The sequence below is a fragment of the Mycobacterium montefiorense genome (genome assembly GCF_003112775.1).
Lineage (GTDB): Bacteria > Actinomycetota > Actinomycetes > Mycobacteriales > Mycobacteriaceae > Mycobacterium > Mycobacterium montefiorense.
Map to the genome: position 1 here is coordinate 263,560 of NZ_BFCH01000036.1, position 26,192 is coordinate 289,751.

At 65.9% G+C, this 26,192-nt stretch carries 28 protein-coding genes and 1 tRNA gene; 14 read left to right on the top strand and 15 right to left on the bottom strand.

Annotated elements, in window-relative coordinates; translation table 11 throughout:
• Nucleotides 1-49: 49 nt before the first annotated feature.
• From DB708_RS25055 to DB708_RS25080, 6 genes are all read left to right on the top strand, one after another.
• Complete coding sequence (locus DB708_RS25055) at nucleotides 50-1,654, top strand: amidohydrolase (RefSeq protein ID WP_108926152.1); 1,605 nt, start codon at nucleotides 50-52, stop codon at nucleotides 1,652-1,654.
• 50 nt (nucleotides 1,655-1,704) lie between these two features.
• Nucleotides 1,705-2,622 (top strand): o-succinylbenzoate synthase, encoded by a 918-nt coding sequence (locus DB708_RS25060; RefSeq protein WP_409347636.1) that lies wholly within the window; start codon nucleotides 1,705-1,707, stop codon nucleotides 2,620-2,622.
• Nucleotides 2,619-3,407 carry an alpha/beta fold hydrolase gene (locus DB708_RS25065; protein WP_108926154.1) on the top strand — a complete coding sequence of 263 codons (789 nt, stop codon included), beginning with the start codon at nucleotides 2,619-2,621 and terminating at the stop codon, nucleotides 3,405-3,407. The genes DB708_RS25060 and DB708_RS25065 overlap by 4 nt, the downstream gene beginning before the upstream one ends.
• An 81-nt stretch (nucleotides 3,408-3,488) precedes the next feature.
• A complete protein-coding gene (menD, locus tag DB708_RS25070; RefSeq protein ID WP_108926155.1) occupies nucleotides 3,489-5,138 on the top strand; it encodes a 2-succinyl-5-enolpyruvyl-6-hydroxy-3-cyclohexene-1-carboxylic-acid synthase in 1,650 nt (549 codons plus the stop codon).
• On the top strand, nucleotides 5,135-5,668 hold the full coding sequence (locus DB708_RS25075) for a DUF3592 domain-containing protein (RefSeq protein ID WP_108926156.1): 534 nt from the start codon (nucleotides 5,135-5,137) through the stop codon (nucleotides 5,666-5,668). The genes menD and DB708_RS25075 overlap by 4 nt, the downstream gene beginning before the upstream one ends.
• A 68-nt stretch (nucleotides 5,669-5,736) precedes the next feature.
• A complete protein-coding gene (locus DB708_RS25080) occupies nucleotides 5,737-6,897 on the top strand; it encodes a glycosyltransferase family 4 protein (RefSeq protein WP_108926157.1) in 1,161 nt (386 codons plus the stop codon).
• Nucleotides 6,898-6,907: 10 nt separating this feature from the next.
• Here the strand turns inward: DB708_RS25080 and DB708_RS25085 are convergent, their stop codons facing one another.
• On the bottom strand, nucleotides 6,908-7,732 hold the full coding sequence (locus DB708_RS25085; protein WP_108926293.1) for an SDR family oxidoreductase: 825 nt from the start codon (nucleotides 7,730-7,732) through the stop codon (nucleotides 6,908-6,910).
• A 70-nt stretch (nucleotides 7,733-7,802) separates the two neighbouring features.
• Between DB708_RS25085 and DB708_RS25090 the strand changes: the two genes are divergently transcribed.
• Nucleotides 7,803-8,495, top strand: coding sequence for a demethylmenaquinone methyltransferase (locus DB708_RS25090; protein WP_108926158.1), 693 nt, complete (start codon nucleotides 7,803-7,805; stop codon nucleotides 8,493-8,495).
• Here the strand turns inward: DB708_RS25090 and DB708_RS25095 are convergent, their stop codons facing one another.
• From DB708_RS25095 to menJ, 3 genes are all read right to left on the bottom strand, one after another.
• Entirely contained in the window at nucleotides 8,496-8,903 is a 408-nt protein-coding gene (locus DB708_RS25095; RefSeq protein ID WP_108926159.1) for a DUF732 domain-containing protein, read from the bottom strand.
• A gap of 44 nt (nucleotides 8,904-8,947) precedes the next feature.
• Nucleotides 8,948-9,622: a class I SAM-dependent methyltransferase gene (locus DB708_RS25100; RefSeq protein ID WP_108926160.1), complete on the bottom strand. Its 675-nt coding sequence runs from the start codon at nucleotides 9,620-9,622 to the stop codon at nucleotides 8,948-8,950.
• 85 nt (nucleotides 9,623-9,707) lie between these two features.
• Nucleotides 9,708-10,928, bottom strand: coding sequence for a menaquinone reductase (gene menJ, locus DB708_RS25105; RefSeq protein ID WP_108926294.1), 1,221 nt, complete (start codon nucleotides 10,926-10,928; stop codon nucleotides 9,708-9,710).
• Between the two features lie 51 nt (nucleotides 10,929-10,979).
• Between menJ and grcC1 the strand changes: the two genes are divergently transcribed.
• Together grcC1 and htpX are read left to right on the top strand one after the other, a co-directional pair.
• Nucleotides 10,980-11,996, top strand: a complete 1,017-nt coding sequence (gene grcC1 / locus DB708_RS25110; protein ID WP_108926295.1) for a nonaprenyl/(2E,6E)-farnesyl/geranylgeranyl diphosphat synthase — start codon at nucleotides 10,980-10,982, stop codon at nucleotides 11,994-11,996.
• A gap of 94 nt (nucleotides 11,997-12,090) precedes the next feature.
• On the top strand, nucleotides 12,091-12,951 hold the full coding sequence (gene htpX / locus DB708_RS25115; RefSeq protein ID WP_108926161.1) for a zinc metalloprotease HtpX: 861 nt from the start codon (nucleotides 12,091-12,093) through the stop codon (nucleotides 12,949-12,951).
• Nucleotides 12,952-12,998: 47 nt separating this feature from the next.
• On the opposite strand, the gene DB708_RS25120 is transcribed toward htpX, so the two are convergent.
• Nucleotides 12,999-14,024: an NAD(P)H-dependent glycerol-3-phosphate dehydrogenase gene (locus DB708_RS25120; RefSeq protein ID WP_108926162.1), complete on the bottom strand. Its 1,026-nt coding sequence runs from the start codon at nucleotides 14,022-14,024 to the stop codon at nucleotides 12,999-13,001.
• A gap of 524 nt (nucleotides 14,025-14,548) precedes the next feature.
• Here DB708_RS25120 and DB708_RS25125 point away from each other — a divergent pair.
• Both DB708_RS25125 and DB708_RS25130 read left to right on the top strand, forming a co-directional pair.
• On the top strand, nucleotides 14,549-14,851 hold the full coding sequence (locus tag DB708_RS25125; RefSeq protein ID WP_108926163.1) for a PE family protein: 303 nt from the start codon (nucleotides 14,549-14,551) through the stop codon (nucleotides 14,849-14,851).
• A gap of 18 nt (nucleotides 14,852-14,869) precedes the next feature.
• The gene (locus tag DB708_RS25130; RefSeq protein ID WP_108926164.1) at nucleotides 14,870-16,057 is read left to right on the top strand and encodes a PPE family protein; all 1,188 of its coding nucleotides are present in this window, start codon (nucleotides 14,870-14,872) and stop codon (nucleotides 16,055-16,057) included.
• Nucleotides 16,058-16,061: 4 nt separating this feature from the next.
• Here the strand turns inward: DB708_RS25130 and DB708_RS25135 are convergent, their stop codons facing one another.
• The 4 genes from DB708_RS25135 to DB708_RS25145 all read right to left on the bottom strand — a co-directional run bounded on the left by DB708_RS25135 (nucleotide 16,062) and on the right by DB708_RS25145 (nucleotide 19,347).
• A complete protein-coding gene (locus DB708_RS25135) occupies nucleotides 16,062-17,573 on the bottom strand; it encodes a flavin-containing monooxygenase (protein WP_108926165.1) in 1,512 nt (503 codons plus the stop codon).
• An 84-nt stretch (nucleotides 17,574-17,657) separates the two neighbouring features.
• Nucleotides 17,658-18,272 carry an RES family NAD+ phosphorylase gene (locus DB708_RS27360; protein ID WP_165839919.1) on the bottom strand — a complete coding sequence of 205 codons (615 nt, stop codon included), beginning with the start codon at nucleotides 18,270-18,272 and terminating at the stop codon, nucleotides 17,658-17,660.
• An 8-nt stretch (nucleotides 18,273-18,280) separates the two neighbouring features.
• Complete coding sequence (locus DB708_RS27365; RefSeq protein WP_165839920.1) at nucleotides 18,281-18,790, bottom strand: hypothetical protein; 510 nt, start codon at nucleotides 18,788-18,790, stop codon at nucleotides 18,281-18,283.
• A gap of 65 nt (nucleotides 18,791-18,855) precedes the next feature.
• On the bottom strand, nucleotides 18,856-19,347 hold the full coding sequence (locus tag DB708_RS25145; RefSeq protein WP_108926167.1) for a YajQ family cyclic di-GMP-binding protein: 492 nt from the start codon (nucleotides 19,345-19,347) through the stop codon (nucleotides 18,856-18,858).
• A gap of 69 nt (nucleotides 19,348-19,416) precedes the next feature.
• On the opposite strand from DB708_RS25145, the gene DB708_RS25150 reads away from it, so the two are divergent.
• Nucleotides 19,417-19,502: transfer RNA gene (locus DB708_RS25150), tRNA-Tyr, on the top strand.
• A gap of 99 nt (nucleotides 19,503-19,601) precedes the next feature.
• Here DB708_RS25150 and DB708_RS25155 read toward each other — a convergent pair.
• A complete protein-coding gene (locus DB708_RS25155) occupies nucleotides 19,602-20,288 on the bottom strand; it encodes a winged helix-turn-helix transcriptional regulator (protein WP_108926168.1) in 687 nt (228 codons plus the stop codon).
• Between the two features lie 183 nt (nucleotides 20,289-20,471).
• Here DB708_RS25155 and DB708_RS25160 point away from each other — a divergent pair, with 183 nt between their 5' ends.
• A complete protein-coding gene (locus DB708_RS25160; RefSeq protein ID WP_235616935.1) occupies nucleotides 20,472-21,170 on the top strand; it encodes an alpha/beta hydrolase in 699 nt (232 codons plus the stop codon).
• A 72-nt stretch (nucleotides 21,171-21,242) separates the two neighbouring features.
• Here DB708_RS25160 and DB708_RS25165 read toward each other — a convergent pair whose 3' ends face one another.
• Nucleotides 21,243-22,355 (bottom strand): NmrA family NAD(P)-binding protein, encoded by a 1,113-nt coding sequence (locus DB708_RS25165; RefSeq protein WP_108926170.1) that lies wholly within the window; start codon nucleotides 22,353-22,355, stop codon nucleotides 21,243-21,245.
• 319 nt (nucleotides 22,356-22,674) lie between these two features.
• Here DB708_RS25165 and DB708_RS25170 point away from each other — a divergent pair, with 319 nt between their 5' ends.
• Entirely contained in the window at nucleotides 22,675-23,250 is a 576-nt protein-coding gene (locus DB708_RS25170) for an ABATE domain-containing protein (RefSeq protein ID WP_108926171.1), read from the top strand.
• A gap of 42 nt (nucleotides 23,251-23,292) precedes the next feature.
• On the opposite strand, the gene DB708_RS25175 is transcribed toward DB708_RS25170, so the two are convergent.
• The 4 genes from DB708_RS25175 to DB708_RS27890 form a co-directional block, all read right to left on the bottom strand.
• On the bottom strand, nucleotides 23,293-24,297 hold the full coding sequence (locus DB708_RS25175) for a zinc-binding dehydrogenase (protein ID WP_108926172.1): 1,005 nt from the start codon (nucleotides 24,295-24,297) through the stop codon (nucleotides 23,293-23,295).
• A 166-nt stretch (nucleotides 24,298-24,463) separates the two neighbouring features.
• Nucleotides 24,464-25,396, bottom strand: coding sequence for an aldo/keto reductase (locus tag DB708_RS25180; RefSeq protein WP_108926173.1), 933 nt, complete (start codon nucleotides 25,394-25,396; stop codon nucleotides 24,464-24,466).
• On the bottom strand, nucleotides 25,383-25,847 hold the full coding sequence (locus DB708_RS27885) for a cysteine hydrolase family protein (RefSeq protein WP_235616936.1): 465 nt from the start codon (nucleotides 25,845-25,847) through the stop codon (nucleotides 25,383-25,385). Before DB708_RS27885 ends, DB708_RS25180 begins: the two co-directional genes overlap by 14 nt.
• Nucleotides 25,844-26,146 carry a cysteine hydrolase family protein gene (locus DB708_RS27890; RefSeq protein WP_235616937.1) on the bottom strand — a complete coding sequence of 101 codons (303 nt, stop codon included), beginning with the start codon at nucleotides 26,144-26,146 and terminating at the stop codon, nucleotides 25,844-25,846. Before DB708_RS27890 ends, DB708_RS27885 begins: the two co-directional genes overlap by 4 nt.
• Between the last annotated feature and the right edge of the window lie 46 nt (nucleotides 26,147-26,192).

The window sequence follows — 26,192 nt, forward strand, 5'->3', positions numbered from 1 at the left end:
GGGTCAGCTGCACCCTCGATCGGGGCGTCGATCACTAGGATTTCTGCACATGGCGTACGCAGATCTCGTCGTTACCGGAACCATCCTGACCGTCGACGACGCGCGGCCCACCGCCGAAGCGCTCGCCATCGCCGACGGCCGGATCGTCGCCGTCGGCAGCCGGTCCGAAGTCGCCGGTTTCATCGGCGCCGACACCCAAACCGTCGACGTCGGCAACGGCTGCGTGATGCCGGGATTCATCGAGGCACACGGTCATCCGCTGATGGAGGCTGTCGCACTGTCGGACCGCATCGTCGACATCCGCCCGGTCACCATCCCCGGCGCCGACGACGTCGTCGCGGCGATCCGCCGCGAGGTCGCCCGGCGCGGATCGGCGGGTGCCTACCTGAACGGCTGGGACGCGCTGCTGCAATCGAACCTGCCGGACCCGGCGCTGACCTGGCTCGACGACATCGCGCCGGACAGCCCATTGGTGATCATCCACAACTCCGGGCACAAGGCCTTCTTCAACTCACACGCCGCGCAACTCAACGGCCTTACCCGCGACACCACGGACCCCAAGGGCGCCAAATACGGCCGGGACGCCGAGGGAAACCTGGACGGCACCGCCGAGGAGATCGCCGCGGTGTTCCCACTGCTGGGCGCGGCCATCGAGGCCGATAGCTACCCGGCAATGCTGCTCGCAGAGTGCGCCCGGCTCAACCGGGCCGGGCTGACCACCTGTTCGGAGATGGCGTTCGACCCGAAGTTCGGGCCGCTGGTCGAGGCCCTGCACGACGAGCTCACGGTCCGGCTGCGCACCTATGAGGTCTCCAACCCGCAGATGGCCACCGACGCCACCCCCGGCCAGGGTGACGACATGCTGCGCCAGGTCGGCATCAAGATCTGGGTCGACGGGTCGCCATGGATCGGCAACATCGCGCTGTCCTTTCCTTACCTGGACACCGACGCCACTCGGACGATCGGCGTCAAGCCCGGGTCGTGCGGATGCGCAAACTACACCGCCGAGCAACTACGCGAGATCGTCGGCGCGTACTACCCGCGGGGCTGGCAGATGGCCTGCCATGTGCAGGGCGACGCCGGCGTCGACACCATCCTCGACGTCTACGAAGAGGCGCTGCGCCGTGATCCGCGCGACGACCATCGGCTGCGGCTCGAACACGTCGGCGCCATCCGGGCAGAACAGCTGCAGCGCGCCGCCGACCTCGGGGTCACCTGCAGCATCTTCGTCGATCAGATCCACTACTGGGGCGACGTCATCGTCGACGGTCTGTTCGGCGAAGAGCGCGGATCCCGTTGGATGCCGGCAGGATCCGCGGTGGCCACCGGGATGCGTATCTCGTTGCACAACGACCCGCCCGTCACGCCGGAGGAGCCGCTGCGCAACATCAGCGTGGCCGTGACCCGGACGGCGCCGAGCGGCCGGGTGCTGGCGCCCGAAGAGCGGCTGACGGTCGAGCAGGCGATCCGCGCGCAGACCATCGACGCGGCCTGGCAGCTGTTCGCCGACGACGTGGTCGGCTCGCTCGAGGTCGGCAAGTACGCGGACCTGGTGGTGCTGTCGGCAGATCCCCGCACGGTGCCGCCCGAGCAGATCGCCGATCTCGACGTACGCGCGACGTATCTGGCGGGCCGCCAGGTCTACGGCCAGTGAGGCCCGCTTTAGCCGAGCTGTTGGAGCGCCTGCATGTGGTGGCGCTGCCGATGCGGGTGCGCTTCCGCGGCATCACCACCCGTGAGCTCGCGCTGATCGAGGGCCCGGCGGGGTGGGGCGAGTTCGGGGCCTTCCTGGAATACGGGCCCGCCGAAGCGTCGGCGTGGCTGGCCTCGGGCATCGAGGGTGCCTACCGGCAGCCGCCGCCGCTGCGCCGCGATCGCATCCCGATCAACGCCACTGTGCCGGCCGTGCCCGCCGCCCAGGTGAGCCAGGTGCTGGCCCGTTTTCCCGGTGCCGGGACGGCCAAGGTGAAGGTCGCCGAGCCAGGTCAGACGCTGGCCGACGACGTCGAGCGGGTCAACGCGGTGCGCGAACTGGTCGCAACGGTGCGAGTGGACGCCAACGGCGGCTGGACCGTCGAGCAGGCGGTGGCGGCCGCGGCCGCCCTGACCGCCGACGGACCGCTGGAATACCTCGAACAACCCTGCGCGGGCGTCGACGAGCTCGCCGAGCTGCGCCGGCGGATCTCCGTGCCGATCGCGGCCGACGAAAGCATCCGCAAGGCGCAGGACCCGTTGGCCGTCGTCCGCGCCGGCGCCGCCGACCTCGCGGTGCTGAAAGTGGCCCCGCTGGGCGGGATTTCGGCCCTGCTCGACATCGCCGCGCAGATCGACATCCCGGTCGTGGTCTCCAGCGCGCTCGACTCGGCGGTGGGTATCGCCGCCGGGCTGACCGCCGCCGCGGCGCTACCGCGCCTGCAGCACGCATGCGGGCTGGGCACCGGCGGGCTGTTCGTCGACGATGTCGTCGACGCCGATAGGCCCAGCGACGGGGCCCTGGCCGTCGGGCCGGTCGCGCCGGATCCGGCGCGGCTGAGCGCGCTGGCGGCACCGCCCGAACGGCGGCAGTGGTGGATCGACCGGGTCAAGGCCTGCCATAGGTTCCTTGTACCGTCGTGCGAGTGATCAACCTGGCATACGACGACCGCGGCAGCGGCGAGCCCGTGGTCTTCATCGCGGGCAGCGGCGGGCCCGGGCGCACCTGGCTACCGCATCAGGTTCCGGCATTTGTGGCTGCGGGATACCGCGTGATCACCTTCGACAATCGCGGGATCGGTGCCACCGAAAGCGCCGACGCGTTCACCACCGAGACCATGGTCGCCGACACCGCGGCTTTGATCGAATCCCTGGACGCCGCCCCGGCGCGCATCGTCGGGGTGTCGATGGGTGCATTCATCGCCCAGGAGCTCATGGTGGCCCGTCCCGAGCTGGTCCGCGCCGCGGTACTGATGGCCACCCGCGGCCGCCTGGACCGTGCCCGGCAGGGATTTCACGACGGCGAGATCCAGCTTTATGCGTCGAGCACCGAGTTGCCGCCCGCCTACGAGGCGAAAGTCCGTGTACTGGAAAGCTTTTCGCGTAAGACGATCAACGACGACGTGCTGGTCGCGGACTGGATGACCATGTTCCGGACCTGGCCGGTCAAGCGCACCGCCGGGCTGCGCACGCAGCTGAGCGTGTCTCCGCAGACCAACCGGCTCGCGGCGTACCGCGGCATCGCCAACCCGGTGCTGGTGATGGGTTTCTCCGACGACGTGATCACGCCGCCGCATTTGGGGCGTGAGGTCGCCGACGCGTTGCCCAATGGCCGCTACGTGCAGATCCCCGACGCCGGGCATCTCGGGTTCCTGGAGCGGCCGGACGCCGTCAACAGCGTGGCGCTGAAGTTCTTCTCCGACGTCAAGGCCTGAAGCCACCGCAACCACCCTGGTCTGATTGCCCGCTTGCTCAGCGCGTCGGGCATCGTCAGCGCGCTGTGACACCCTGTAGGAGTGAACCCCTCGACGACACAGGCTCGCGTCGTCGTTGACGAGCTGATCCGCGGTGGCGTCCGCGACGTGGTGTTATGCCCCGGCTCGCGCAACGCCCCGCTGGCGTTCGCGTTGCAGGACGCCGATCGCCGCGGTCGGATCCGGTTGCACGTGCGCATCGACGAGCGCACCGCCGGCTATCTGGCCATCGGTCTGGCGATCGCTGCCGGAGCGCCGGTATGCGTGGCGATGACCTCCGGCACCGCCGTCGCCAACCTGGGGCCGGCCGTCGTCGAGGCGAATTATGCGCGGGTTCCGCTAATCGTGCTGTCGGCCAATCGGCCCTACGAACTGCTGGGCACCGGGGCCAACCAGACGATGGAGCAGCTGGGCTACTTCGGCACCCAGGTTCGCGCCACCATCAGTTTGGGGCTGGCCGAGGATGCGCCGGAACGGCTGGATTCGCTGAACGCGACCTGGCGCTCGGCCACCTGCCGGGTGTTGGCGGCTGCCACCGGTTCTCGCACCGCCAACGCCGGGCCCGTGCAGTTCGACATCCCGCTGCGCGAGCCGTTGGTTCCGGATCCGGAACCGCACGGTGCCGTCACGCCGCAGGGCCGGCCTGACGGTCAGCCCTGGACCTACGCGCCGCCCGTCACCTTCGACCAGCCGCTTGAGATCGATCTGTCGCCCGACACCGTCGTGATCGCCGGGCACGGTGCGGGCGTGCAGCCCAGTCTGGCGCAGCTGCCGACGGTGGCTGAGCCGACCGCGCCGCCGGCGGCAAACCCGCTGCACCCGCTGGCGCTGACTCTGTTGCGCCCCAAGCAGGTGATCATGCTCGGCCGCCCGACCCTGCATCGCCCGGTCTCGGCGCTGCTGGCCGACCCTGAGGTGCCGGTATACGCGCTGACCACCGGACCGCGTTGGCCCGACGTCTCGGGAAACTCACAGGCCACCGGCACTCGGGCGGTGTCTACCGGGACGCCCAACCCGGTCTGGCTGCAGCGCTGTGCCGAGATGAACCAGCATGCGGTCGACGCGGTCCGCAGCCAGCTCGCGGCACACCCGTTGACCACCGGCCTGCACGTCGCGGCCGCCGTGGCGGACGCGCTGCGACCCGGTGACCAGCTCGTGCTGGGGGCGTCCAACCCGGTTCGCGACGCCGCCCTGGTCGGCCTGAACACCGGGGGCATCCGGGTCCGGTCCAATCGCGGGGTCGCCGGCATCGACGGCACGGTGTCCACCGCGATCGGGGCGGCGCTGGCCCACGAACGCAGCGGTAGCGCCGACAATCCGGCCCGCACCCTGGCGCTTATCGGCGACCTGACGTTCGTCCACGACAGCTCCGGGCTGCTGATCGGCCCCACCGAACCGACACCGCGGCATCTGACCATCGTGGTCTCCAACGACAACGGCGGCGGCATCTTCGAGTTGCTCGAGCAGGGCGACCCGCGGTTCTCCGATGTGTCCTCGCGGATCTTCGGCACCCCGCACGATGTGGACGTCGGCGCGCTGTGCCGCGCGTACCACGTCGAAAGTCGTCAGATCGAGGTCGGCGAGCTGAATGCGGCGCTGGGCGAACCTGGTGCGGGCATGCGGGTGCTGGAGGTCAAGGCGGACCGTTCCTCCCTGCGACAGCTCCATGCCGCCATCAAGGCCGCCCTGTGAAGTCCCCAAAAGCATTGCTGCGCATTCTGATCCACGGCCGCAGCGATGAACGGCCGAGGACCCCGGTGCGGATTGCGTTGCGAATCAGCCGGATTGCGGTGCTGATCATCGCCGGTCTGGTCGCGCTGCAGTCGGTGCTCTTGGTAGCCGGCGCCTGGCGCGATGACCTCGCGATTCAACACAACATGGGTGTAGCGCAGGCTGAGGTGCTCAGTGCCGGGCCGCGCCGGTCCACCATCGAATTCGTCACACCCGAGCGAGTCACTTACCGGCCCGAGCTCGGCGTCCTATATCCGTCCGAATTAGCTACGGGTATGCGGATATACGTCGAATACAACAAGAATGATCCGAACTTGGTTCGGGTGCAGCACCGCAACGCAGGGCTGGCGATAATCCCGGCGGGGTCGATCGCGGTGGTCAGCTGGCTGATTGCAATGGTTGTGCTGGTAGGCCTGGCGCTGCTAGACAGGCGACTGGATCGGCGTGATGCGGCCGAAAATGTGATCAGCAAAGACGGATCGAGCGTTTAGCAGCAAATTTTGCGCCCCGTATGCCCGTCGGCAACCTTATCGACAGGCAGTTCTGACATTGTGGTCTTGTGCGCGTTGCGATCGTCGCAGAGTCTTTCCTGCCACATGTCAACGGTGTCAGTAACTCGGTAGTTCGAGTGCTGGAGCATCTGCGCCGAACCGGCCACGAAGCTCTGGTCATCGCTCCCGACACCCCGGCCGGCGAACCTCCCGCCGAGCGCATTCACGACGGCATCCGGGTGCACCGGGTGCCGTCGCGGATGTTTCCGAAGGTGACCACGCTGCCGCTCGGTGTGCCCAGGCCGCGACTGCTCAAGGTGCTGCGCGGGTTTGCGCCCGACGTGCTGCATCTGGCTTCGCCGGCACTGCTGGGCTACGGCGGCGTGCGCGCCGCGCGCTACCTTGGGGTGCCGACTGTCGCCGTCTACCAAACCGACGTGCCGGGATTCGCGGAGAGCTACGGGATCGGGATCGCGACGCGGACGGCGTGGGCGTGGTTCCGCCACCTGCACCGCCTCGCCGATCGCACCCTGGCGCCCTCCACGGCCACCATGGAATCCCTTGTCGCCCATGGAATTCCCCGAGTCCATCACTGGGCGCGCGGAGTCGACATCATGGGGTACGCGCCGTCGGCGCGCGACGAGGCGCTGCGGCGGCACTGGTCGCCGGACGGCAAGCCGATCGTCGGATTCGTGGGCCGGCTGGTGCCGGAGAAGCATGTGGAGCGGCTCGCCGGGCTAGCGGCGGCCGGCGACGTGCGGGTCGTCATCGTCGGAGACGGTGTCGACGAACGTAAGCTCCAATCAGCCATGCCCACAGCGGTTTTCACCGGTGCCATGTACGGGCCGGACCTCGCCGCGGCGTACGCCAGCATGGACGTCTTCGTGCATACCGGCGAGCACGAGACATTCTGCCAAGTCGTGCAAGAAGCGCTGGCCTCGGGATTGCCGGTGATCGCCCCGGACGCCGGTGGGCCGCGTGACCTCGTCACTCCGTGGCGCACCGGATTGCTGTTGGGTGTCCAGGAATTCGAGCAGCGGCTGCCCGATGCGGTCGGACATCTGCTGCAAGAACGTCCGCGCTATTCGCAGGCTGCGCGCAAAAGCGTGCTGGCGCGCACTTGGCCCGCCATCTGTGAAGAGTTGCTCGGCCACTACACGGCCGTGCAGTCGCCGATCGCTAGGGCGCGGGCTCGCATCTCGCAACGGCGCTACGCGCAAGGAGAGTGACGCTGCGCCGCTAGCCCTGCGCCAGCTCGGCCACCGGCTGCCACTGCTCCCAGGTCCGTAACCGGTTCTCGTAGTCGGCCTTTGCGGTCTGCAGCGGCGAAGCGCCGAAGAACACTCGCAGCGGCGGCTCCTCGGCGTCCACCACCTTCAACAGCGCGGCCGCTGACGCCGCCGGACTGCCGGGAGAAGCCCAGCGCCGACTGCGCTCGGCCTGGATGGCGGCGCGCACTTCGTCATAGGCGGACAGCGGCTGCGAGTGCCTCGCCGACGGGCCGGACCAGTCGGTGTCGAAGCTAGCCGGCTCGATCAGTGTGACGTGCACACCGAAGGGCGCGACCTCCTGGGCCAGTGCCTGCGAGAAGCCCTCCAGCGCCCACTTGGACGAGTGATACATGCCGACGAGGGGAAACGCGGTGATGCCGCCGATCGACGACACCTGGACGATGTGGCCGCTGCGCTGCTCGCGCAGATAGGGCAATGCGGCCTGGGTGATCCACAGCGCGCCGAACACGTTCGTCTCGAACTGGTCGCGTGCGTCTTGTTCGGACAGTTCTTCGACGAACCCGAAGTGGCCGTACCCAGCGTTGTTCACCACGATGTCGAGGCGACCGAAATGGTCGTGAGCCTGCTTGACCGCCGCGAAATCCGCGTCACGATCGGTGACGTCGAGCCCGATGGGCAGCAGCGCGTCGCCGTACTTCGCCACCAAGTCGTCCAGCGATGCGGTGTTGCGCGCGGTGGCGGCGACCCGATCGCCTCGCTCCAGCGCGGCGATCGCCCACTCTCGACCGAACCCACGTGATGTACCGGTGATAAACCAAACTTTTTCGCTCACGCCGTAGGGTAACGCTTTTGTCGGCGCACCATTCCCGAGCCAGCCGGATGGGCCGGGTAGCGTCGTCGTCGTGAATCGCGCGGCCTTGGACAAGGATCCCCGGGAGGTCGCGTCGATGTTCGACGGCGTCGCCCGTCGTTACGACCTGACCAACACCGTGCTGTCGCTGGGCCAGGACCGGTATTGGCGGCGAGCCACCCGCGCGGCGCTGCGGATCCGGCCCGGCCACAAGGTGCTCGATCTGGCCGCGGGCACCGCGGTGTCCACGGTCGAGCTGGAGAAATCCGGGGCGTGGTGCGTGGCGGCCGACTTTTCGGTCGGCATGCTCGCGGCCGGCGGTGCGCGCAAGGTGCCCAAGGTCGCCGGCGACGCCACCAAACTGCCGTTCGCCGACGGTGTATTCGATGCCGTCACAATCAGTTTCGGATTGCGCAACGTAGCCGACACGCAGGCGGGACTGCGCGAGATGGCCCGCGTCACTCGGCCCGGCGGACGCCTGGTGGTGTGTGAATTCTCGACGCCCACCAATGCGCTGTTCGCCACCGTCTACAAGGAATATCTGATGCGTGCGTTACCACGGGTGGCGCAGGCGGTGTCGAGCAATCCCGATGCCTACGTGTATCTCGCGGAGTCGATCAGGGCCTGGCCCGATCAGGCCGCTCTGGCCGAGCAGATGGCACAGGCGGGTTGGTCGGGCGTGCGGTGGCGCAACCTGACCGGCGGAATCGTGGCCCTGCATGCGGGGCATAAGCCCCTGCGCTGACTAGTTCGGGTGGCTCCCGGCGGCCTGCACCACGCCCACCTGGTCCGGGCAGTAGTGGTCGACGGCCGCGCCGAGGAACTGGAACGCCTGCCCCTGGCTGGTGCCGCGCGGCAGGTTGTGCTGGATGAAGTTCGCCGACTGATACGCGTCGTGGTCGACGCCCCTGCCCAACCGGTCGCAAGTGATTTTGCCCAGCCACGCCAGCTGGTCTTGCGGCTGGTAGATGCCGAAGCCGTTGACGGTTTGCTTGAACGGGGCGTCGTTGTCGGTGGGTGGCGACGGCGTCCGGGGCGGCGTCGGAGCCGGAGGCGGAGGCGGCGGCGTCGTTGGGTCGGCCAGTCCGGGCGCGGCCAGCGAAATGGCGGCCGCCGCCACGGCGATGCTGGTAAGCAGCTTGGTACCCCTCATTAGCCGGACTATACACCGCGACAACGACTCGGTCTCACGGACGATCAGTCCCGATGCGCCGTCAATAGCCACGCGCTGACTGACTTCAGACCATTGGATTCGTTGCGAACTCCGACGAACCCCACCCCGGGAGAGCTGTCCGGCAGGTTGGCGTAGATGCGGGCCGGCCGGATCTCGTCGACCACCCAGTAATTGGACACCGCGTCGCGCAGTTCGTCGGCGGTCACCGCATTGATCGGACCTTCCGGTACGGCGGCTTTGTCGAAGACCAGGGCGAAGTAGGAGGCGCCGGGAGCGGCGGCGCGACTGATCGCCTGCTGGTAGCCCTCGCGTGCCTCGACTGGGATGGAGTGGAACAAGGTGCTGTCGACGATGGTGCCGAACCGGCCGTCGTGTCCGGTGAACGAACTGATGTCGGCGACCTCGAAGGTGGCCTTGGGCAGGCCCAGATTCGCGGCCTCGCGGCGGGCCAATTCGATCGCGGTGGGCGAGAGGTCCAGTCCCAAGGTGTGGTGGCCGAGCTCGGCCAGCGTTAGCGAGATGGCGGCTTCCCCGCAACCCACGTCGAGTACGTCACCGTGGAACTTGCCCTGGTCGATCAGCGCAGACAGCTCCGGTTGGGGGGTGCCAATGCTCCATGGCGGGCGCGCTCCCTGGCCAAACTGCGCGGATTCACCGCGGTAGGCCGATTCGAACTCGAAATCAGTTGGCTGAGCCATGCCTCCAGATATATCAATCAGCCTGATGTATGTCAATGAAGTTGATATAGCGCGCATGGTTGAGTTCGCGGTGTAGGAGGTTGTTTCAGCTGAAGGGTGTTCGGCGATCGATGAGCCGCGAGAATCGGCCGCCCCCGCGCCACGCTCGCGCCACCCAGTCGGCGTCGTCATCGGTGACCAGGTTGGCCATCACCCGCACGGCGATGGTCATCAGCGTGGTGGACCGCATCGCGATGGGGCCCGTCGTGGGCAGGAACCGCTGAAAGGTCAGCAGCAGCGCCAGCCGGCGCGCGACCGAGAAACCGCGGCCGTAGTGGTCGGACAGCAGCGCCGGCCACACTTTCGAGACGTCGCCGGAGTCCAGCAGCTCGGCGGCCAGCCGTCCGGTCTCGAGCCCGTAGTCGATGCCTTCGCCGTTGAGCGGGTTCACGCAGGCCGCGGCGTCGCCGATCAGCATCCAGTTCGGCCCAGCCACCCCGGAAACCGCGCCTCCCATCGGCAGTAGCGCCGACGAGATCGCCCGCGGCTCACCGGTAAAGCCCCACTCGTCGCGGCGCAGGTCGGTGTAATAGGAGATCAGCGGGCGCAGCGCCAGGTCGGCCGGCCGCTTCGACGTCGATAGCGCTCCGACGCCGATATTCACCTCGCCGTTGCCCAGCGGGAAGATCCAGCCGTACCCGGGCAGCACGGCACCGTCGGGTGAGCGAAGCTCCAGATGCGACGTCAGCCAGGGGTCTTCGCTGCGATCGGTGGTCAGATACCCACGGGCCGCGACGCCATACACCGTCTCTTGATGCCAGCGCCGGCCCAGCTTGCGGCCCAGCGGCGAGCGGGCTCCGTCGGCGACGATCAACTGCCGGCAGCCCACCTCGGTGCCGTCGGCCAACAGCAGCGAGGTCACCCGCCTCGACGAGTCGTGGTGCACACCAGCGGCTTTGGTGCCGAGCAGCATGCGCGCCCCGGATTCCTCGGCGACCTTGCGGATCCGGTCGTCGAGTTCGAGGCGGGCCACCGCGCTACCGGTCGACGGGAACGACGGGCCGGGCCAATCCACTTCGATCTCGCCGCCGAACCCGCTCATCCGCAGGCCCCGATGCCGGATACGGGTGTCCAGCCAGTCGCCAAGCCCCAGCCGTTCCAGTTCGGCGACCGCGCGCGGCGTCAGCCCGTCGCCACAGGGCTTGTCGCGGGGAAAGCTGGCGGAGTCGACGACGAGAACGTCGCGGCCCGCGCGAGCCGCCCAGGCAGCGGCCGCCGAACCGGCCGGTCCGGCGCCCACGACCACCACGTCTGCCTTGGTCTGCACGCCCACCAGTATGTTGGTCGCGTGAGTACTCCGGCGAATATGGTCGGTCGGGTGAAGACTCCCGCGACGGTGGTGGCGGGCATCGATTTTGGCGACGCCGCGTTCGCCGCGACGGTGCGAGACGGCGTCGGAAAGATTGAGCAGCTGATGGATGTCGAGCTGCGCAGCGCCGATGAGATCATGACCGACTCGCTGATGCATCTGTTCAAGGCCGGCGGCAAGCGGTTCCGGCTGTTGTTCACCGTGCTCTCCGCGCAGATCGGGCCCAACCCGGATGCGGTGGACGTCACAATTGCCGGCGCGGTCATCGAACTGGTCCACCTGGCCACGCTCTACCACGACGACGTGATGGACGAGGCCGAAGTTCGCCGGGGCGCCCAGACCGCCAATGTGCGCTGGAGCAACAACGTCGCGATCCTGGCCGGCGACTACCTTTTCGCCACGGCGTCGCGACTGGTATCGCGGCTGGGGCCGGACGCGGTGCGGCTGATCGCTGAGACGTTCGCTCAGCTGGTGACCGGGCAGATGCGTGAAACCCGTGGCATTGACAAAGGGGCCGAGGGGGCGGATCCGATCGAGCACTACCTGAAGGTGGTGTACGAGAAGACAGCCTGCCTGATCGCGGCGGCCGGCCAGTTCGGCGCGATGTTCTCTGGTGCCGACGAGGAGCAGGTCGCTCGGCTGAGTCGGCTCGGCGGCATTGTGGGCACCGCGTTTCAGATCTCGGACGACATCATCGACATCGACAGCGATTCGCATGAGTCGGGCAAACTGCCCGGAACCGATATCCGCGAAGGCGTGCACACCCTGCCGATGGTGTACGCGCTGCAACAGCCCGGGCCCGACGGGGATCGGCTGCGCGAGCTGCTGGCCGGACCCGTCGAAGACGACGACGCGGTGGCCGAGGCATTGGGGCTGCTGCGCGCATCGCCCGGCATGGCGCAGGCCAAGGAGTTTCTGGCGCAGTACGCTGCCAAAGCCCACGATGAGCTGGGACTTTTGCCCGACGTTGCGGGTCGTCGTGCGCTGCAGACGTTGATCGACTACACGATCAGCCGGCACGGCTAGCGGGTCGTGGAACCCGGACGGTTGTTTCAGGCGTTCAATTGACAGCAGTCAAGCAATGAACGAGTTCGCCCATGTCTTCTCAAGGAGGACACCGATGACCTGGCATCCGCACGCCAACAAGCTGAAGACCTTCCTGTTGTTGGCCGGCATGTCCGCGATGATCGTGTTCGTGGGCTCGTTGTTCGGCAGAACGGCGATGTTCCTGGCGTTGATGTTCGCCATCGGCATGAACGTTTACACGTACTACAACAGCGACAAGCTGGCGTTGCGGGCGATGCATGCCCAGCCGGTCTCCGAACTGCAGGCGCCGATGATCTATCGGATCGTGCGCGAGCTGGCCACCGCCGCGCACCAGCCGATGCCCCGGCTCTACATCAGCGACACCAACGCCCCCAATGCCTTCGCTACCGGGCGCAACCCGCGCAATGCCGCCGTCTGTTGCACCACCGGCATCCTGGACATTCTCAACGAGCGCGAGCTGCGCGCCGTGCTGGGCCACGAGCTGTCGCACGTCTACAACCGCGACATCCTGATCTCGTGCGTGGCCGGCGCGCTGGCGGGCGTGATCACGGCGCTGGCCAACATGGCCATCTGGGCCGGCATGTTCGGCGGCAACCGTGATAGCGGGAATCCCTTTGCGCTGCTGCTGGTTTCGCTCCTCGGACCCATCGCGGCAACCGTAGTGAAGCTGGCCGTATCGCGATCCCGGGAGTACCAGGCCGACGAGTCCGGCGCGTTGCTGACCGGCGACCCGCTGTCGTTGGCATCGGCCCTGCGCAAGATTTCCGGCGGCGTGCAGGCGGCCCCGCTGCCGCCCGAGCCGCAGCTGGCCAGCCAGGCACACCTGATGATCGCCAACCCGTTCCGTGCGGGTGAGCGCATAGGCTCGATGTTCTCGACGCATCCGCCGATCGAGGACCGCATCCGCCGGTTGGAAGCGATGGCGCGCGGCTAGCGCCTGGGCCGCGAATTGCCCGGCGGCTTAGGGTTATTCGGGCTCGACTAGAAGCCCGAGCCGTGCACTTCGTGGCCCGGGACCTCGGCGATAAGGCCGCTGTAGGCCTGCTCGACCGACGAGCCGTGGTTGATCACCGCGTCGACTTCGCGGGCGATCGGCATGCTCAGCCCGAACTCGTTCGCGAACTCCATGATCACGCTGGCGGCCTTAACGCCCTCCGCTACCTGATTCATCGCGGCGATGATCTCGTCGATCGGCTTGCCCGAACCGAGTTGCTCACCGACGTGCCGGTTTCGGCTGCGCTGGCTGGTACACGTGACGATCAGATCGCCCAGACCGGCCAGCCCGGGGAAGGTGTCCGGATTCCCGCCCAACGCGACGCCCAACTTCGTCATCTCGCGCAGCGCGCGGGCGATGACGAGGGCCCGGGTGTTTTCACCGATGCCCAGGGAGTAACCCATCCCCACCGAGATGGCGTAGACGTTCTTCAGAGCGCCGGCCATCTCGACGCCGATCACGTCGTCGGTGGTGTACACGCGGAATCGCCTGGTGCGGAACAACGCCGACAACCGGGTTGCCAGATGCTGGTCGGGCATGGCTAGCACGGCAGCGGCCGCATAACCCTCGCCCACCTCGCGCGCGATGTTCGGCCCGGCCAGGATGCCGGCCGGGTGGCCCGGCAGGACTTCCTCGATGATCTGTGACATCCGCATATTGGTGCCCTGCTCGAGTCCCTTGACCAGCGACACCACCGGCACCCACGGCCGCAGCTCTTTTCCCAATTCGGTGAGTACACCGCGGAATCCGTGCGAGGGCACGCCCATCACGACGATATCGGCACAGTTGGCGGCCTCGGCGAAGTCGGTGGTGGCGCTCAGTGTGTCGCTGAGCACGACGTCATTGCCGAGGTAGCGCGTGTTGCGGTGCTTCTCGTTGATGTCGTTGGCGGTCTCTTCCGAGCGCACCCACTGCAGCGTCGGCCCGCGGCGTGCACAAATGGACGCCACGGTGGTTCCCCAGGAACCACCGCCAAGGACAACGACTTTGGGTTCGCGCTTCTCGGCTGCCATGGCGTTCAGCGTATTGCCGAAACCTCACATTTAGTAGCGATTCACGTCGTAGCGGTTCACCGGCGAGTGTGGGCGCGGGTCGGTGGCCGCAGAATCCACACACCGCGGGCGGCCGGCCACTGCGTTGCGGCCATTCCATACGAAATTCATATCTATCCACGAAAAATTTTGCGTTCGATCAGAACCCGGGGCGGCAAATGCATCCCGCGCACCGACAGTTCATAACTTCCCGGCGAGGTTAATTACTTTTGGAAGGCAAATTGCCGCGGCCATATCGAAATCATAAGGCAGGCATTGTCCCGATTTCGTTCAAATGCGAAGCCACTCAAAGCTACTGGCCAGACACCTCCACAGGGGCTGACGCATTCATCGGTGCAGAAACTCGTGTCACTAAAAATCAGTATGAGTGTTGGCGAAAGCGCAAGTTCAGCGTCAATTCCAAGCAATCGAGCCCCTTCAATTTCCTGGGCCCTCGTTTAGCGTTTCGCGGCAACCGGACACATGAATCGCTGAAGGGAAACGGTATGTCCTTCGTAACTGTCTATCCAGAGACGCTGTCGTCGTCGGCGAGCAATCTCGCGTCGATCACCGCGGAGTTGGGCGTCGGCAATGCGGCCGCCGCCGGCCCGACCACCGGGGTCGTTCCCGCGGCCGCCGACGAGGTATCCGCGCTGACGGCGGCGCAGTTCGCCGCCCATGCGGCGCGGTACCAGGCGCTGGCGGCCAGGGCTGTCGCAATTCATCAGGTGTTGGCGGCCACGCTAGCGGAGAGCGCGGGCTCCTACGCGGCCACCGAAGCGGCCAGCGCCGTGGCGTCGGCGCTCTGAGCGGGCGGGGATAGCGACATGGACTACGCGCTGTTGCCGCCTGAGATCAACTCGGGGCGTCTGTACGCCGGCCTGGGGTCGGGTTCGTTGTTGGCCGCCGCGGCGGGCTGGGATGGGCTGGCCGCCGAGTTGCACCTCAATGCGTCTTCTTTTCAGTCGATCATTTCCGCGCTGACCAATGGTCCGTGGTCGGGTCCGTCGGCGTTGGCGCTGGCAGCGGCGACGGCTCCGTGTGTGGCGTGGCTACAAAGCAGCGCCGTGAGCGCCGAGCTGGCGGGCAGCCAGGCGGCGTCGGCCGCGGCCGCGTTCGAGGCGGCGTTTGCCGCGGCGGTGCCCCCACCGGAGATCGCGACCAACCGCCTGCTGCTGGCGGAGCTGATTGCGAAGAATTTGTTAGGGCAGAACACCGCTGCTATGGCGGCCGTAGAGGCGGAGTACTACGAGATGTGGGCGCAAGATGCCGCGGCGATGTATGGATATGTGGCGTCCTCGGTGACCGCGACACAGTTCAGCGACTTCGAGGAGCCAACCGAAGCGGTCGACCCGGCCGCGGCGGGCCAACAGGAAGCCGCCGTCGCGCAAGCCGCCGCCGTCGCGCAAACCGTTGCCAACTCGTCCCAGAACGGTGCGCAGGAACTGGCGGCAAGCGCGGACACGCCAAACAGTCCGCCTCAAGCCACCTTCGGCAGCCTCAAGCCGATCGATGATTGGATCTCGGCCAACACGCCGTTCGACGACCTCGCCGCGATGTACTCGAAATACTTTGTCCCCTATATCTCTTCGGGCCAGGTGGGCGTGCAGACCGCACAATCCTTCGGCCAGATCAGCAATAGCATCACGGCGATGAGCTCGTTCGCTAAGGCTGCGGTGCCGGCTGCGGTGAAGGCGATTGAGGGCGGTGCCAATGCGTTGGGTGCGGCCGGTGCCGGCCTGGGGAACGCCGGGGCGGCGGCAGCCGGTGTGGGGCGCGCGATTCCAATAGGCGCGCTGTCGGTCCCGCCCAGCTGGGCCCCGGTGACCGCGGTGACCAACCCGGGGATGCCGACTCTGGTCAGCGCGGCGACAGGGGCTCCGGTCGCCGCGAACGGGATGAACGCACTGCCGATGGCGCCGTTCGGGTCGATGGGCCAACAAAGTGTCTGGCGCAACGCTCCGACCTACGGGTTCAAGCCGTCGGTCATGGCCAGACCGCCGGCGGGAGGATAGCGGGCTAGCCCGTGACCGGCGCCCGGTCGGCGACGCGGCCGAATTCCATTGCCTCCGCAATCCGGTCGAACCGGTAATCGAGGGCGTCGGCGAGGTAGTTCTGCCGCACGTTCCACGGCCGCTTGGTGCCCGACTTGGGCAACTGATGCGCCGAGCGCTTGACGTATCCAGCGTTGATGTCCCAAGACGGCTTCAGGCTCATCGGCTCGTTGCCCAGGTGCGGATAGGCATGGGTGTAGCCGTGAGAAGCCATGTGCGCCATCAGTTTTGCCGTGGCACGGGCCGTGATGTCGGCCCGCAGTGTCCAGGAGGCGTTCGTGTAGCCCACGCACCAGAACAGGTTGGGCACGTCTTCGAGCATGTGTGCCTTGTAGACGAAACGTTCTCGATGGTCTACCTTTTCGCCGTCGATGCTGATCGCTGCCCCGCCGAGAGCCTGCAGTTGCAGGCCGGTGGCGGTGACGATGATGTCGGCGTCGAGGTGTGTGCCGGATGTCAGCGCGATACCGCTCGCGTCGAAATGGTCGATGTGATCAGTGACAACCTCGGCGCAGCCCTGCGCGATCGAGTTGTACAAGTCGGCGTCGGGGATCAGGCACATCCGCTGGTCCCACGGGTTGTATCGCGGTTTGAAGTGGACGTCGACCTCGTACCCGTCGGGCAGGCTATCGACTGCCTTGCGCCGCAGCAGCGACTTGATCAAGCCAGGCAGCTTGCGGGAGATAAAGAAGAACACCGCTTCGGTCAACGCGTTGTATACCCGGATAGCCAGATGAGAAGCTTTGCAGGGCAACAGGACACGCGCGACAGTCGTGACCCTGCTGTACTTCGGTGCCGAGATCAGATAGGTCGGCGAGCGCTGCAGCATAGTCACTTTCGCGGCCCGCTGCGACAGCGAGGGGAGCAGGGTGACCGCGGTGGCGCCGCTGCCGATCACCACGATCTTCTTGCCGGCGTAGTCCAGATCTTCGGGCCAGTGCTGGGGATGGACGACGGTGCCGCCGAACCGCTCGATGCCGGAAAACTCCGGGGTGTAACCCTCGTCGTAGTTGTAGTAGCCGGAGGCGAAGAATACGAACCTGCTGCGGTAGATCGTGGGGACGCCGGCTTGCTCGACGGTGATCGTCCAGGTGTCGGTCGACGAATCCCAGTCGGCAGAACGGACATAGCTGTTGCACTTGATGTGGCGGTCGATGCCGTGCTTGTGCGCGCTGGCCGCCAGGTACTCGCGGATGTGCTCGCCGTCGGCGACGCCTTCCTTCCGGGTCCAGGGCTCGAAGGGAAACGACAGTGTGAAGATGCTGCTGTCCGAGCGCACACCGGGATACCGGAACAGATCCCAGGTCCCGCCGATCTGCGAGCGGCGCTCCAGGACCGCGTACGTCAAATACGGGTTGCGCTCGGCGATTCGGTAGGCCGCGCCGATGCCGGAGATGCCGGCGCCGATGATGACTACGTCGTAGTAGCCGGCTTCGGCCGGCGCGCGGCCGGCGGCCTGCTGGGGAGTCACGGTCATCGTGAACCTCGCTTGGGGTGTGGGACTCGCCACTACATTAGGCACCGACCGGTTAGTGGGGCTAGCAGCCCTGACTCGTGCGTGTTACGACGGCTCCATCAGCACGTCGACGTGCCAGGGCGCGCACCGGTCGATCAGCCAGATCTGGTCGGCTGGGCTGGCGAAGATGCGTGCGTGCGACGGGTCCTGGGTGAATGCCTGAGCGCACCTGTCGCCGAAGAAGACATACGCCAAGGTGTCGTTGCATTGCCGGGACATCCACACCAGCCCGTCGAACCCGGCGTCATGCGCGGCCTGCGCCCAGCGCACGGTGCCGGCATAGCTGGAGGCAGGGCTCGCGGTGAGCTCGGCGGCGGTGACCTTGAGGCGCCGCAGCGCGGTGCCGTGCAGGACGGCGACGCGCAGCTGCTGCTCGACCTTCAGCCGGACCAATACCTTGGTGGCGTACTGGTCGTAGGGGAGTAGGCCGCCCTCGGCCGGGATGTCGTGCAGCAGCGTCTCGGCGATGGCCGCGTCTTCGGTGTCTGCCGCGTACATGATCGGCACCACCGGCTTGCCGAAGAAGCCGAACCGGGTCCGCGCGCCATAGCCCGGGTTGAAGTCGGTGGCGGTTCGGGTGGCCGACAGGACCCGGTAGAGCAGACGCCCCTGCGCCACGGTGGCGGTGGCCGGGTCGAACGGGTCCGGGGGCCGCCTCACTGATCCTGTTACCAAGACACGGCCAGGGCCTCCCCGGCGACGGCGACGACGCGGTCCGGATCGGTGACGAGATGGTCGACGGGCCGATCCCCGTCCAGGTAGGTGGTGGGCGAGCAGAGCCACTGAACCAGACCCGCATCCGACCAGCCGCTGTCGTCGGCAATCGCGAGCAGGCGGGCGATCACGGCAAGCGGCTTTCCGTCCGGGCCGAACTGGAAACCGGGGTAGGAGAGGTAGTTGCCCTGGCGAACCGCGACGAGCGTCTTGTTGCGGCGCGCGGTGGTGGCCAGGTTGCGTGGCGCGCTGGATCGCGACCCCATCCGCTTGCCCGCTTCGGTGCTGGTCAGCATCCCGAACTCGGTCTCGATCCGGGCATAGAGGTTCAGCTCGGCCTGCACGGCGCGCGCGACGGCGGGCTCGGTGTGCACCGTGACCGACGACAGGGCGACGCCCACGGCGTGGGCGCTCTCGCGTAGGCGCCGGTTCGCGGCGTCCAGCTCGGCGACCGTGGGGGTCATGGCAAGCTCCTGCGTTCGATTCGTGCAGCCCTAGTCTACTGCACGAACCGAATGCGAAGCGCTGGCTAGCGGTAGTTCACGAACTGCAGCGCCACCGCCACGTCGGCCTGCTTGAGCAGCGCTTGGACCGCCTGCAGGTCGTCCCGCTTCTTGCTGGTCACCCGGATCTCGTCGCCCTGGATCTGCGTCTTGACGGACTTGGGTCCGTCGTCGCGGATCAGCTTGGTGATCTTCTTGGCGTTCTCGCTGTCGATGCCCTGCTTGAGCGTGCCGGTGACCTTGAATGTCTTGCCCGAGGCCTGCGGCTCACCGGCGTCGAAGGCCTTCATCGAGATGTCGCGGCGAATCAGCTTTTCCTTGAACACGTCGACGGCGGCCTTGACGCGCTCCTCGGTCGACGAGGTCAGCTCGACGCCCTCGTCGCCCTTCCACACGATCGTGGTGTCGGTGCCGCGGAAGTCGAAGCGGGTGGCCAACTCCTTGGCGGCCTGGTTAAGCGCGTTGTCCACCTCTTGCCGGTCGAACTTGCTGACGATGTCGAACGATGAGTCAGCCATGCGATCGCCCTTCCTCGTTGCTGCTAGCCGTTTGTGAATTGTCTACCCGCTCGTTGTACCCTGCTAGGCGGCAGGTTGCCCGAGCGGCCAATGGGAGCGGACTGTAAATCCGTCGGCTTACGCCTACACTGGTTCGAATCCAGTACCTGCCACCACAGTTCAGGCATGTAAGGATGGGAATCGGTGGGCCCTACGAGCGCTGCTTGAAATACTGAAAAGCGCTTGGATGCAAGCGTTTTCACTAAAGCGTCAGGTCAGCCCGCCAATTGACTAGAGGCCGGGGCGACGGGTGCATACAGGTTCCACTTCGGAAATGCGCGACGAAGCGACTGTGGGCCACTGACGGTGATATCGCCGGTTCGCAGCACATCCCGCCAGGTTCGGGCGCCCCGGTGCCAGTCGACGAACGCTTGGGATCTTGCCTCAACAGTCAGATCAGGCTGCCCGCCCGGGTCTGAGTGACAGAATTCGGCCCTCCCGTGGTCGACCAACATCCAGAACCGCCGCTTGTTGGGGCGCTCTTCGGGAAATATGAAAGCAACCACTACCCGGGCATTGGGCAGGGCCGGCCGGTCGACCTGCGCCTGGCACCAGGCCCACAGCGCGTACGCAGGATCAGAGTGCTCCCTTGTCACGTGAGCCCACCGCTTGCCCCATGTCGCCAGAGCGGTGACAACACCGGCCAGGTCGGCGCCGGCCTCGGTGAGTCGGTAGTGGTGCCCGCGGCCATCGGGCTTGAGCTGCGTTTCGATTACACCCGCTCGTTGGAGTTCGTCGAGCCGCTTGGCGAGCATGGAGCGAGACATTGCCGGCACGCCGTTGGCGATTGCCGAAAAGGTGTCCGCGCCAAACATTAGATTGCGCACGATCAACGGATTCCACCTCTCGGCAACGATTTCCGATGCCATAGCGACCGGGCAGTACTGGTGGTAGGTGGCCATGTCATCAATTGTGCAACACCGCTGACGAACGTCGAGTTCTAAATCAGAACTTCACGGCGCGACCCTGCCGCCCGACGATGTCTTCATGGGAGCCCGCGAGCATGACCAGCGGCCCGGAGATGAATACAACGAAAGAGGCTCGCTGCCATGGGTATTCAATCGGAATCAGTCGATTCTCGGCCGGTGCTGTTCTTTGTTCACGGGGCCTTTTTTGGCGCGTGGAGTTGGGACGCGGTGCGACAGGATCTGTCGGCCCGGGGCTGGAGGTCGCAAACCGTCGACCTGCCCAGCGTGGCGGACCGAGGAAGCGCGCGTCTTGCGCTGTTTGACGACGCCACGCTGGTCCGTCGGCGCATCAAGGAGATCGCCGGTCCCGTAGTGGTTGTCGCCCATTCGTACGGCGGCGTGGTGGTGACTCAGGCCGCTGCCGGGTTGCCGAATGTTCGACACCTGATTTATGTCTGCGGTTTTCAGCTTGACGTTGGAGAATCCTTGCTCGGTGTCACCGGTAAGGCACCCGACTGGTGGAATATCGAAGGTGACATTTTGACCGTGCACGACCCGCGTGCGGTCTTCCTTCACGATGTTCCGCAGGGCGTCGCGCTTCAGGCGGTTGCCCGGCTGAAGCCCTTGACCCTGTCCGCCACCACCCAGAAATTGACTATCGCTGCCTGGCATAGGATTTCGTCGACGTACATCGCGGCTGACGAGGACAAGGCTATTCCCCTTGCAGGTCAGGGCTTCCTGGCGAGACGAGCCGCCTACGTTCGTCATTTGCCGTCGGGCCACTTGCCTCTCCTCTCTATGCCCTCTGCGCTGGCAGACCTGATCGTTGAGGCAGCTGACGCCACTACCAAGTCGGAAAAATCAAATCTGATCTGAAGCAATTTTGAGTTTCACGACCGATCGGATTTCCATGCCAATCAAAAGGATTTGCGATTGCGGCGTCGAGGGTCAACTCGATAGGAGCTTTCGATCCCAGGTGCTGCCGTCCACCCGGGGAAATGCTGCAGGGTGCTCGGCCCGCCACACTTCCGATCGGCCTGAGTATTTCGGCTCGGCTGGTTGGGGCTGTTGCTGAATCCGGTCGAAAGCGTCGAGGTCGCGCACCGGCACGACCGCTGCCAGCATGAAACCCCTTAGGGCCCTGAGGAAGTTGCCGGCAGTGCGGTGGGTCGCCGGCCCCGTCGCGTAGCGGCGAGCGATCGTCAGGAAGTCCTCGGGCTCGACACCGGCGACGTCATGCACATGCGTCGTCACGCCTCCTACCTCCCACGAGCCGAGGGCTTGCTCGACGAGGTAATGGCGCAGGCTGGTCTGCAGGTACATGCTCAGGCCGAGTTTCTTGGCGCGCAGACCCACCGCTCGCATATACCTGTCAGGAGTCACGTCGATGTGGCGTACGCGTCGGCCGAGCGCTTCGCCGATCGCGTCAGCTATCTCTTGTCCTGTCATGAGTTTTGGTCCAGTCGGACGATATGCGTGGCCGTCATGACGATGGGGGTCGAGCAGTGCACCGACCGCTACCCGCGCGATGTCTTCGTTGGAGGGGGGCGCGTTGCGACCAAGGCCGGTCGGCGTCGGAAATATTCCGAGCTGGGCGGCCATCGGGACTTGCGTCAGATAGTTGTCGGCGAAGTAGCCCGGATCGACTGCCACATGGGCGGTGTCAGGCAATAGCTCAAATAGCTTGTCGGTCAACCAGGCGTGCCGGGTCAGCAGCGATGGGTGCTCTGGACTGGCCGCCCATTGGCCCATTGCCACAACGGCTTCTACACCATTGCGCCGTGCGGCCACAGCGAAGGCGACGGCGCTGTCTAGCGCGTGGGGATGGAAGGGAGCGTTGAAGAATAGTCGGTCGACTCCGTCCATCGCGGCCGCAACCTGCTGGATATCCATCATGTCCGCGACGACAATTTCAGCTCCCAGGTCCTTTAACCGGGCGCTTCGCGCGTCCTCATGATGAACCATGGCCGTAGTGGGCATGCCCTTCTCGAGTAGTTGGGCGACGACGGCGCGGCCGATCTTGCCGGTAGCGGCGGTGACCAATATGCGGTTGTTAGTCATGGGATCTCCTAATTGCGATGGTGTCGACGGTCTCCTTGGGCGCCTCGGTGTTGCGCCCGAGCCCAATGACGTTGTCGCCGCGCCGCAACGCAGCGTAGGTCAGCGACAGGCCATGCCTGAGGTCGCGCCAGTGATGAGCCAAGCGCGGCGAGGCGTGTTTGTCATGTGATCAGCATAAGCATGTAGACGATAACGTGTCAACGTAACCATCTCAAAATGTTAGCTACATAGTAGGCTTGAAGATAACCAACGGCCGGACTGCTTGGCTTCTGTCGTACAGTTGACCGTCCGCGGAAGACGAGGTCGAGGAGGGTGCGAGATGGCCGTAGCCGACGACTCGTTCCCGGCGGATACCAGCGCCTCGCTGGTGTTGGCGTTCGTCAACACCCACGACCATCAAGGTCGCTTTCCTGATCGCTTGTCAGGAGTGCCGGGCCTGGAGGGATGGCTGAGTTCGCTGGTCCCGCCGGTAGTCGACGACACCGTCGGCTCTGTCGATGCCGTCGAAGCCCGCGATATCCGCGACGCCTTGATCACCGTGCTGCTGTGGCACGGCGACGCCGACAACATCACCGATGATGAGATCGCCGGTGCGCGGCGCGCGCTCAACCGAGCGGCACTGCGGTATCCGCTGCGAGCCCGGTTCACCGATAACGGTGTTGCACTGGTCTCCGACCAGCCTGCGCTGGCCGGGGTCCTAGGCTCTGTCCTGGCCGAAGTTGCCGCACTGTCGCAGTCGGGAAGCTGGGCAAAGGTAAAGGCCTGCAGGAACTGCCATCACGGATTCGTCGACAGCAGTCGCAACCTCTCGGCGACGTTCTGCAGCAACCAGTGCAAATCACAAGCCGGAATGCGCGCCTACCGAAGCCGACAACGCGACGCCGTCGACGACTGACCGGCGACCTCGCCAGCGGCGGGGTGTGTCGCACCTGGCCACTCAACTGCCGTCGATTGCCGCGACGATCTTTCCGAGGACTTTTCGTTCCCCAAGGCGCGTGAGCGCTTTGGGGATGTCGTTGAACGACACGGTTTCACCGACCATGTGCCGGAGAGCACCGGTGTCGATCAATTCCTCGAGGCCGCGCAGGATCCCTTCGAGATGCGCGCGGCTGTAGCCCGCCGCGAGCACACCAACCAGGGTCGTATTCGTCATGACCATCATCGGGACGTCGGGGGTTGGCCAGGTGCCGCTGGCGAAGCCGACGGCCAGATGCCGGCCGTCGCGGGCCAGGGCGCCCATCGCCGCGGTGCCCTGCGCACCGCCGACGGGATCGAAGACCACATCGAGGCCGGCCCAGTCCGTCGCTTCGCGCAGCGCGTGCGCGAGTGGTGTTCCGTCAGAAGCGGTTTCGCCGTGGGCGACGACAACGTGGTCGGCGCCCAAGGACCGACAGAATTCTGCTCTCTGCTGGTCGCTGACGACGGCGAGTACCCGTGCGCCTCGAGCCTTCCCGAGTTGGACCGCCGCGATTCCACTGCCGCCCGCGGCGCCGAGCACCGCCAGGCGTTCGCCCGCTTCGAGTCCGCCGCGATCGATCAGGCCGATCCATGCTGTCATGTTGGGGATCCAAAATCCCGCCGCGGCGGAGTCGTCCATCCCGGCGGGAGCCGGGAACACGGTGCTCGCGTGGGCGAGGGCTTCGGCGGCGAAGGATCCGTTGCCACTGACGAGGTCACTGACACCCAGCACGCGGGTGCCGATTGCGATGTCGACGCCCGGTCCGACCGCGGTGACGGCGCCGACCAATTCCTGCCCGGGTGTAAACGGTAGCGGGGGAGTCAACGGGTAGCTGCCCCGACACATCAGCACATCGGGTAGTCCGAGGCCCGCCGCCGCGACGCGGATTCGTACTTGCTCGGCGCCCGGGCTCGGCAGATCCCGGTCTACTTCGCGCAAAACATCGGTCGGCTCACCGATTCCGTGGACCTGCCAAGCTTTCACGTGACCGCCTAACTCACAGTGTCTGCAGCTGGTCTAGCTTCCGGCGACGCGCAGACGCTCGCCCGCGAGCTGACCAGAACGAAGGCCGGGATCGCGCCGACGCCCATATCGCATTTTATGAACGCACTCTCGCCACGCGCAGCACATTCGACCTATGCGCGCCGCCTCAACGACTTATAAATCCCGGAACTCCAGTGTCTGGAACGGAATTGAATCGATGGCGAGTGTCGAGGCGCTCGTTGATCTCACGGATCGCACTTTCGGTAAGCGCGGTGACATCGACGTTCTCGCGAATGCGTTGCGGGTTGGCCGACGACGTGAGAACAGCACTTCCACGCTGAATGCCCCACGCCAGCAACACTTGTGCAGGGGTCTTTTCGAACCGACGGGCCATATCGACGATCAGCGGATCGTCGAGCAGTCGCGGCTCCAACGCATGCCCCAGCGGTGCGAAGGCCAACATGACGATGCCTTGTGTTTCAAGGAATTCATGCAGTTCCCATTGCGGGTGATAGGGATGTGACTCGACCTGGACGACCGCCGGCTTGATCCGGGCGTCGTCGATGATCTTTCGGGTGCCTTCAACACTGATATCCGACAAGCCGATCGTTCGGGTAAGTCCCTCGTCGACAAGGGTTTCCATCGCGCCCCAGGTCTCTTCCAACGTGACTGCGTCGTCGTAGACGACGGCTCCGTGCGCGTCGCGGGGATCCTGGTCGTCGCCGGGTGCGAAGGCGAATGGTGTGTGCACGAGATAGAGATCAACGGCGTCCAGCCCTAGTCGGTCCAGGCTGGCCTGCAACGCGGGCCTGACTCGTTTGGGCTGGTGGTTGTTGTTCCACAGCTTCGTGGTCACGAAGAGGTCCTCACGCCGGACCGTTCCCTCGGCGAACAACTCCTTGAGCGCCGCGCCGATTTGCGCTTCGTTGCGATAGCGTTCGGCGGCGTCGAGGTGGCGGAACCCAACCTCGACCGCGGCCTTAACGGCAGTGCGCGTTTGGTTGGGGTCGGAAAGCAATGTGCCGAACCCGAGTGCCGGAATCTCGGCACCGTTGTTCAGGGCGAATTTGTGCTGGTTCAGATTTTCAATGGTTTCCATTTTGTTCGACCTCCTTGTTGGTCAAAAGATATTCGGTGACAACATGTTTCGTTAGCTGGGTGACCGCCTCGGCGGTGGTCCACACCACGCTGGCGAGGAATCGAAAGTTCACCAGCGCGGCCAGGTAGCCGTCGCCTTCGGGCAGCCGTGGGCCCGCCGTGGCGTCCTTGACGACTGCCACCTCGAAGCCCTGTTCGATGAGTTCGCGCAGGTGCCCCTCGACACACAGATTGGCCGCCATTCCTGCCAGGACGACCTGGCTGACCCTGCGCTTGCGCAACTGCAGCACCAAGTCGTTGGACTCGGGGCCGACGATTTTGTGCGGAGAGGCGATCACCGTTCGGCCGTCGTGAATGTGGTGCTGGTAGTCGGGCAGGAAGTCGGCTCCGGACCCGGCGAAGCCGTCCGTTGCGTACGCGTCCCGGCGCCCGAACATGCCGACGTTGATCATGAATTGTTCGAGCGGATCACCGAACCGCCACTGGCTGTCCGTCGGGGGTAGAAGTAGTGCGGCGACACCGCGACGGTGACACCCGCAAGCTTCGCGGCTCCGAACAGTTCACCGATGTGCGCGACGGTGTTGTTGTCGCGGACACTCTCACCGAACACCGGCCACGAGACCCCTTCGGGGCTGAGGAAATCAAGCTGCGGGTCGGTGATGACGAGTGCGGCACGCTGGTGATCGAGCTGGAAGTGGGCGCTTGGCAGCCCTGGGTTCTCCGGTTCGGCGTACCTGGACAAGTCGGCCATCGAGGTGATCCTTACGCTCGTAGTGCTCTGAGAATAGATGACCAGT

What these genes read in the sequence shown, in the direction of transcription:
- DB708_RS25055 (WP_108926152.1), top strand. Translation starts at nt 50, where the DNA reads ATGGCGTACGCAGATCTCGTCGTTACCGGAACCATCCTGACCGTCGAC.
- DB708_RS25060 (WP_409347636.1), top strand. Translation starts at nt 1,705, where the DNA reads ATGCGGGTGCGCTTCCGCGGCATCACCACCCGTGAGCTCGCGCTGATC.
- DB708_RS25095 (WP_108926159.1), bottom strand. Translation starts at nt 8,903, where the DNA reads ATGAGGGGTACCAAGCTGCTTACCAGCATCGCCGTGGCGGCGGCCGCC.
- DB708_RS25100 (WP_108926160.1), bottom strand. Translation starts at nt 9,622, where the DNA reads ATGGCTCAGCCAACTGATTTCGAGTTCGAATCGGCCTACCGCGGTGAA.
- htpX (WP_108926161.1), top strand. Translation starts at nt 12,091, where the DNA reads ATGACCTGGCATCCGCACGCCAACAAGCTGAAGACCTTCCTGTTGTTG.
- DB708_RS25120 (WP_108926162.1), bottom strand. Translation starts at nt 14,024, where the DNA reads ATGGCAGCCGAGAAGCGCGAACCCAAAGTCGTTGTCCTTGGCGGTGGT.
- DB708_RS25125 (WP_108926163.1), top strand. Translation starts at nt 14,549, where the DNA reads ATGTCCTTCGTAACTGTCTATCCAGAGACGCTGTCGTCGTCGGCGAGC.
- DB708_RS25130 (WP_108926164.1), top strand. Translation starts at nt 14,870, where the DNA reads ATGGACTACGCGCTGTTGCCGCCTGAGATCAACTCGGGGCGTCTGTAC.
- DB708_RS25135 (WP_108926165.1), bottom strand. Translation starts at nt 17,573, where the DNA reads ATGACCGTGACTCCCCAGCAGGCCGCCGGCCGCGCGCCGGCCGAAGCC.
- DB708_RS27365 (WP_165839920.1), bottom strand. Translation starts at nt 18,790, where the DNA reads ATGACCCCCACGGTCGCCGAGCTGGACGCCGCGAACCGGCGCCTACGC.
- DB708_RS25145 (WP_108926167.1), bottom strand. Translation starts at nt 19,347, where the DNA reads ATGGCTGACTCATCGTTCGACATCGTCAGCAAGTTCGACCGGCAAGAG.
- DB708_RS25155 (WP_108926168.1), bottom strand. Translation starts at nt 20,288, where the DNA reads ATGGCCACCTACCACCAGTACTGCCCGGTCGCTATGGCATCGGAAATC.
- DB708_RS25165 (WP_108926170.1), bottom strand. Translation starts at nt 22,355, where the DNA reads ATGACTAACAACCGCATATTGGTCACCGCCGCTACCGGCAAGATCGGC.
- DB708_RS25170 (WP_108926171.1), top strand. Translation starts at nt 22,675, where the DNA reads ATGGCCGTAGCCGACGACTCGTTCCCGGCGGATACCAGCGCCTCGCTG.
- DB708_RS25180 (WP_108926173.1), bottom strand. Translation starts at nt 25,396, where the DNA reads ATGGAAACCATTGAAAATCTGAACCAGCACAAATTCGCCCTGAACAAC.
- DB708_RS27885 (WP_235616936.1), bottom strand. Translation starts at nt 25,847, where the DNA reads ATGATCAACGTCGGCATGTTCGGGCGCCGGGACGCGTACGCAACGGAC.
- DB708_RS27890 (WP_235616937.1), bottom strand. Translation starts at nt 26,146, where the DNA reads ATGGCCGACTTGTCCAGGTACGCCGAACCGGAGAACCCAGGGCTGCCA.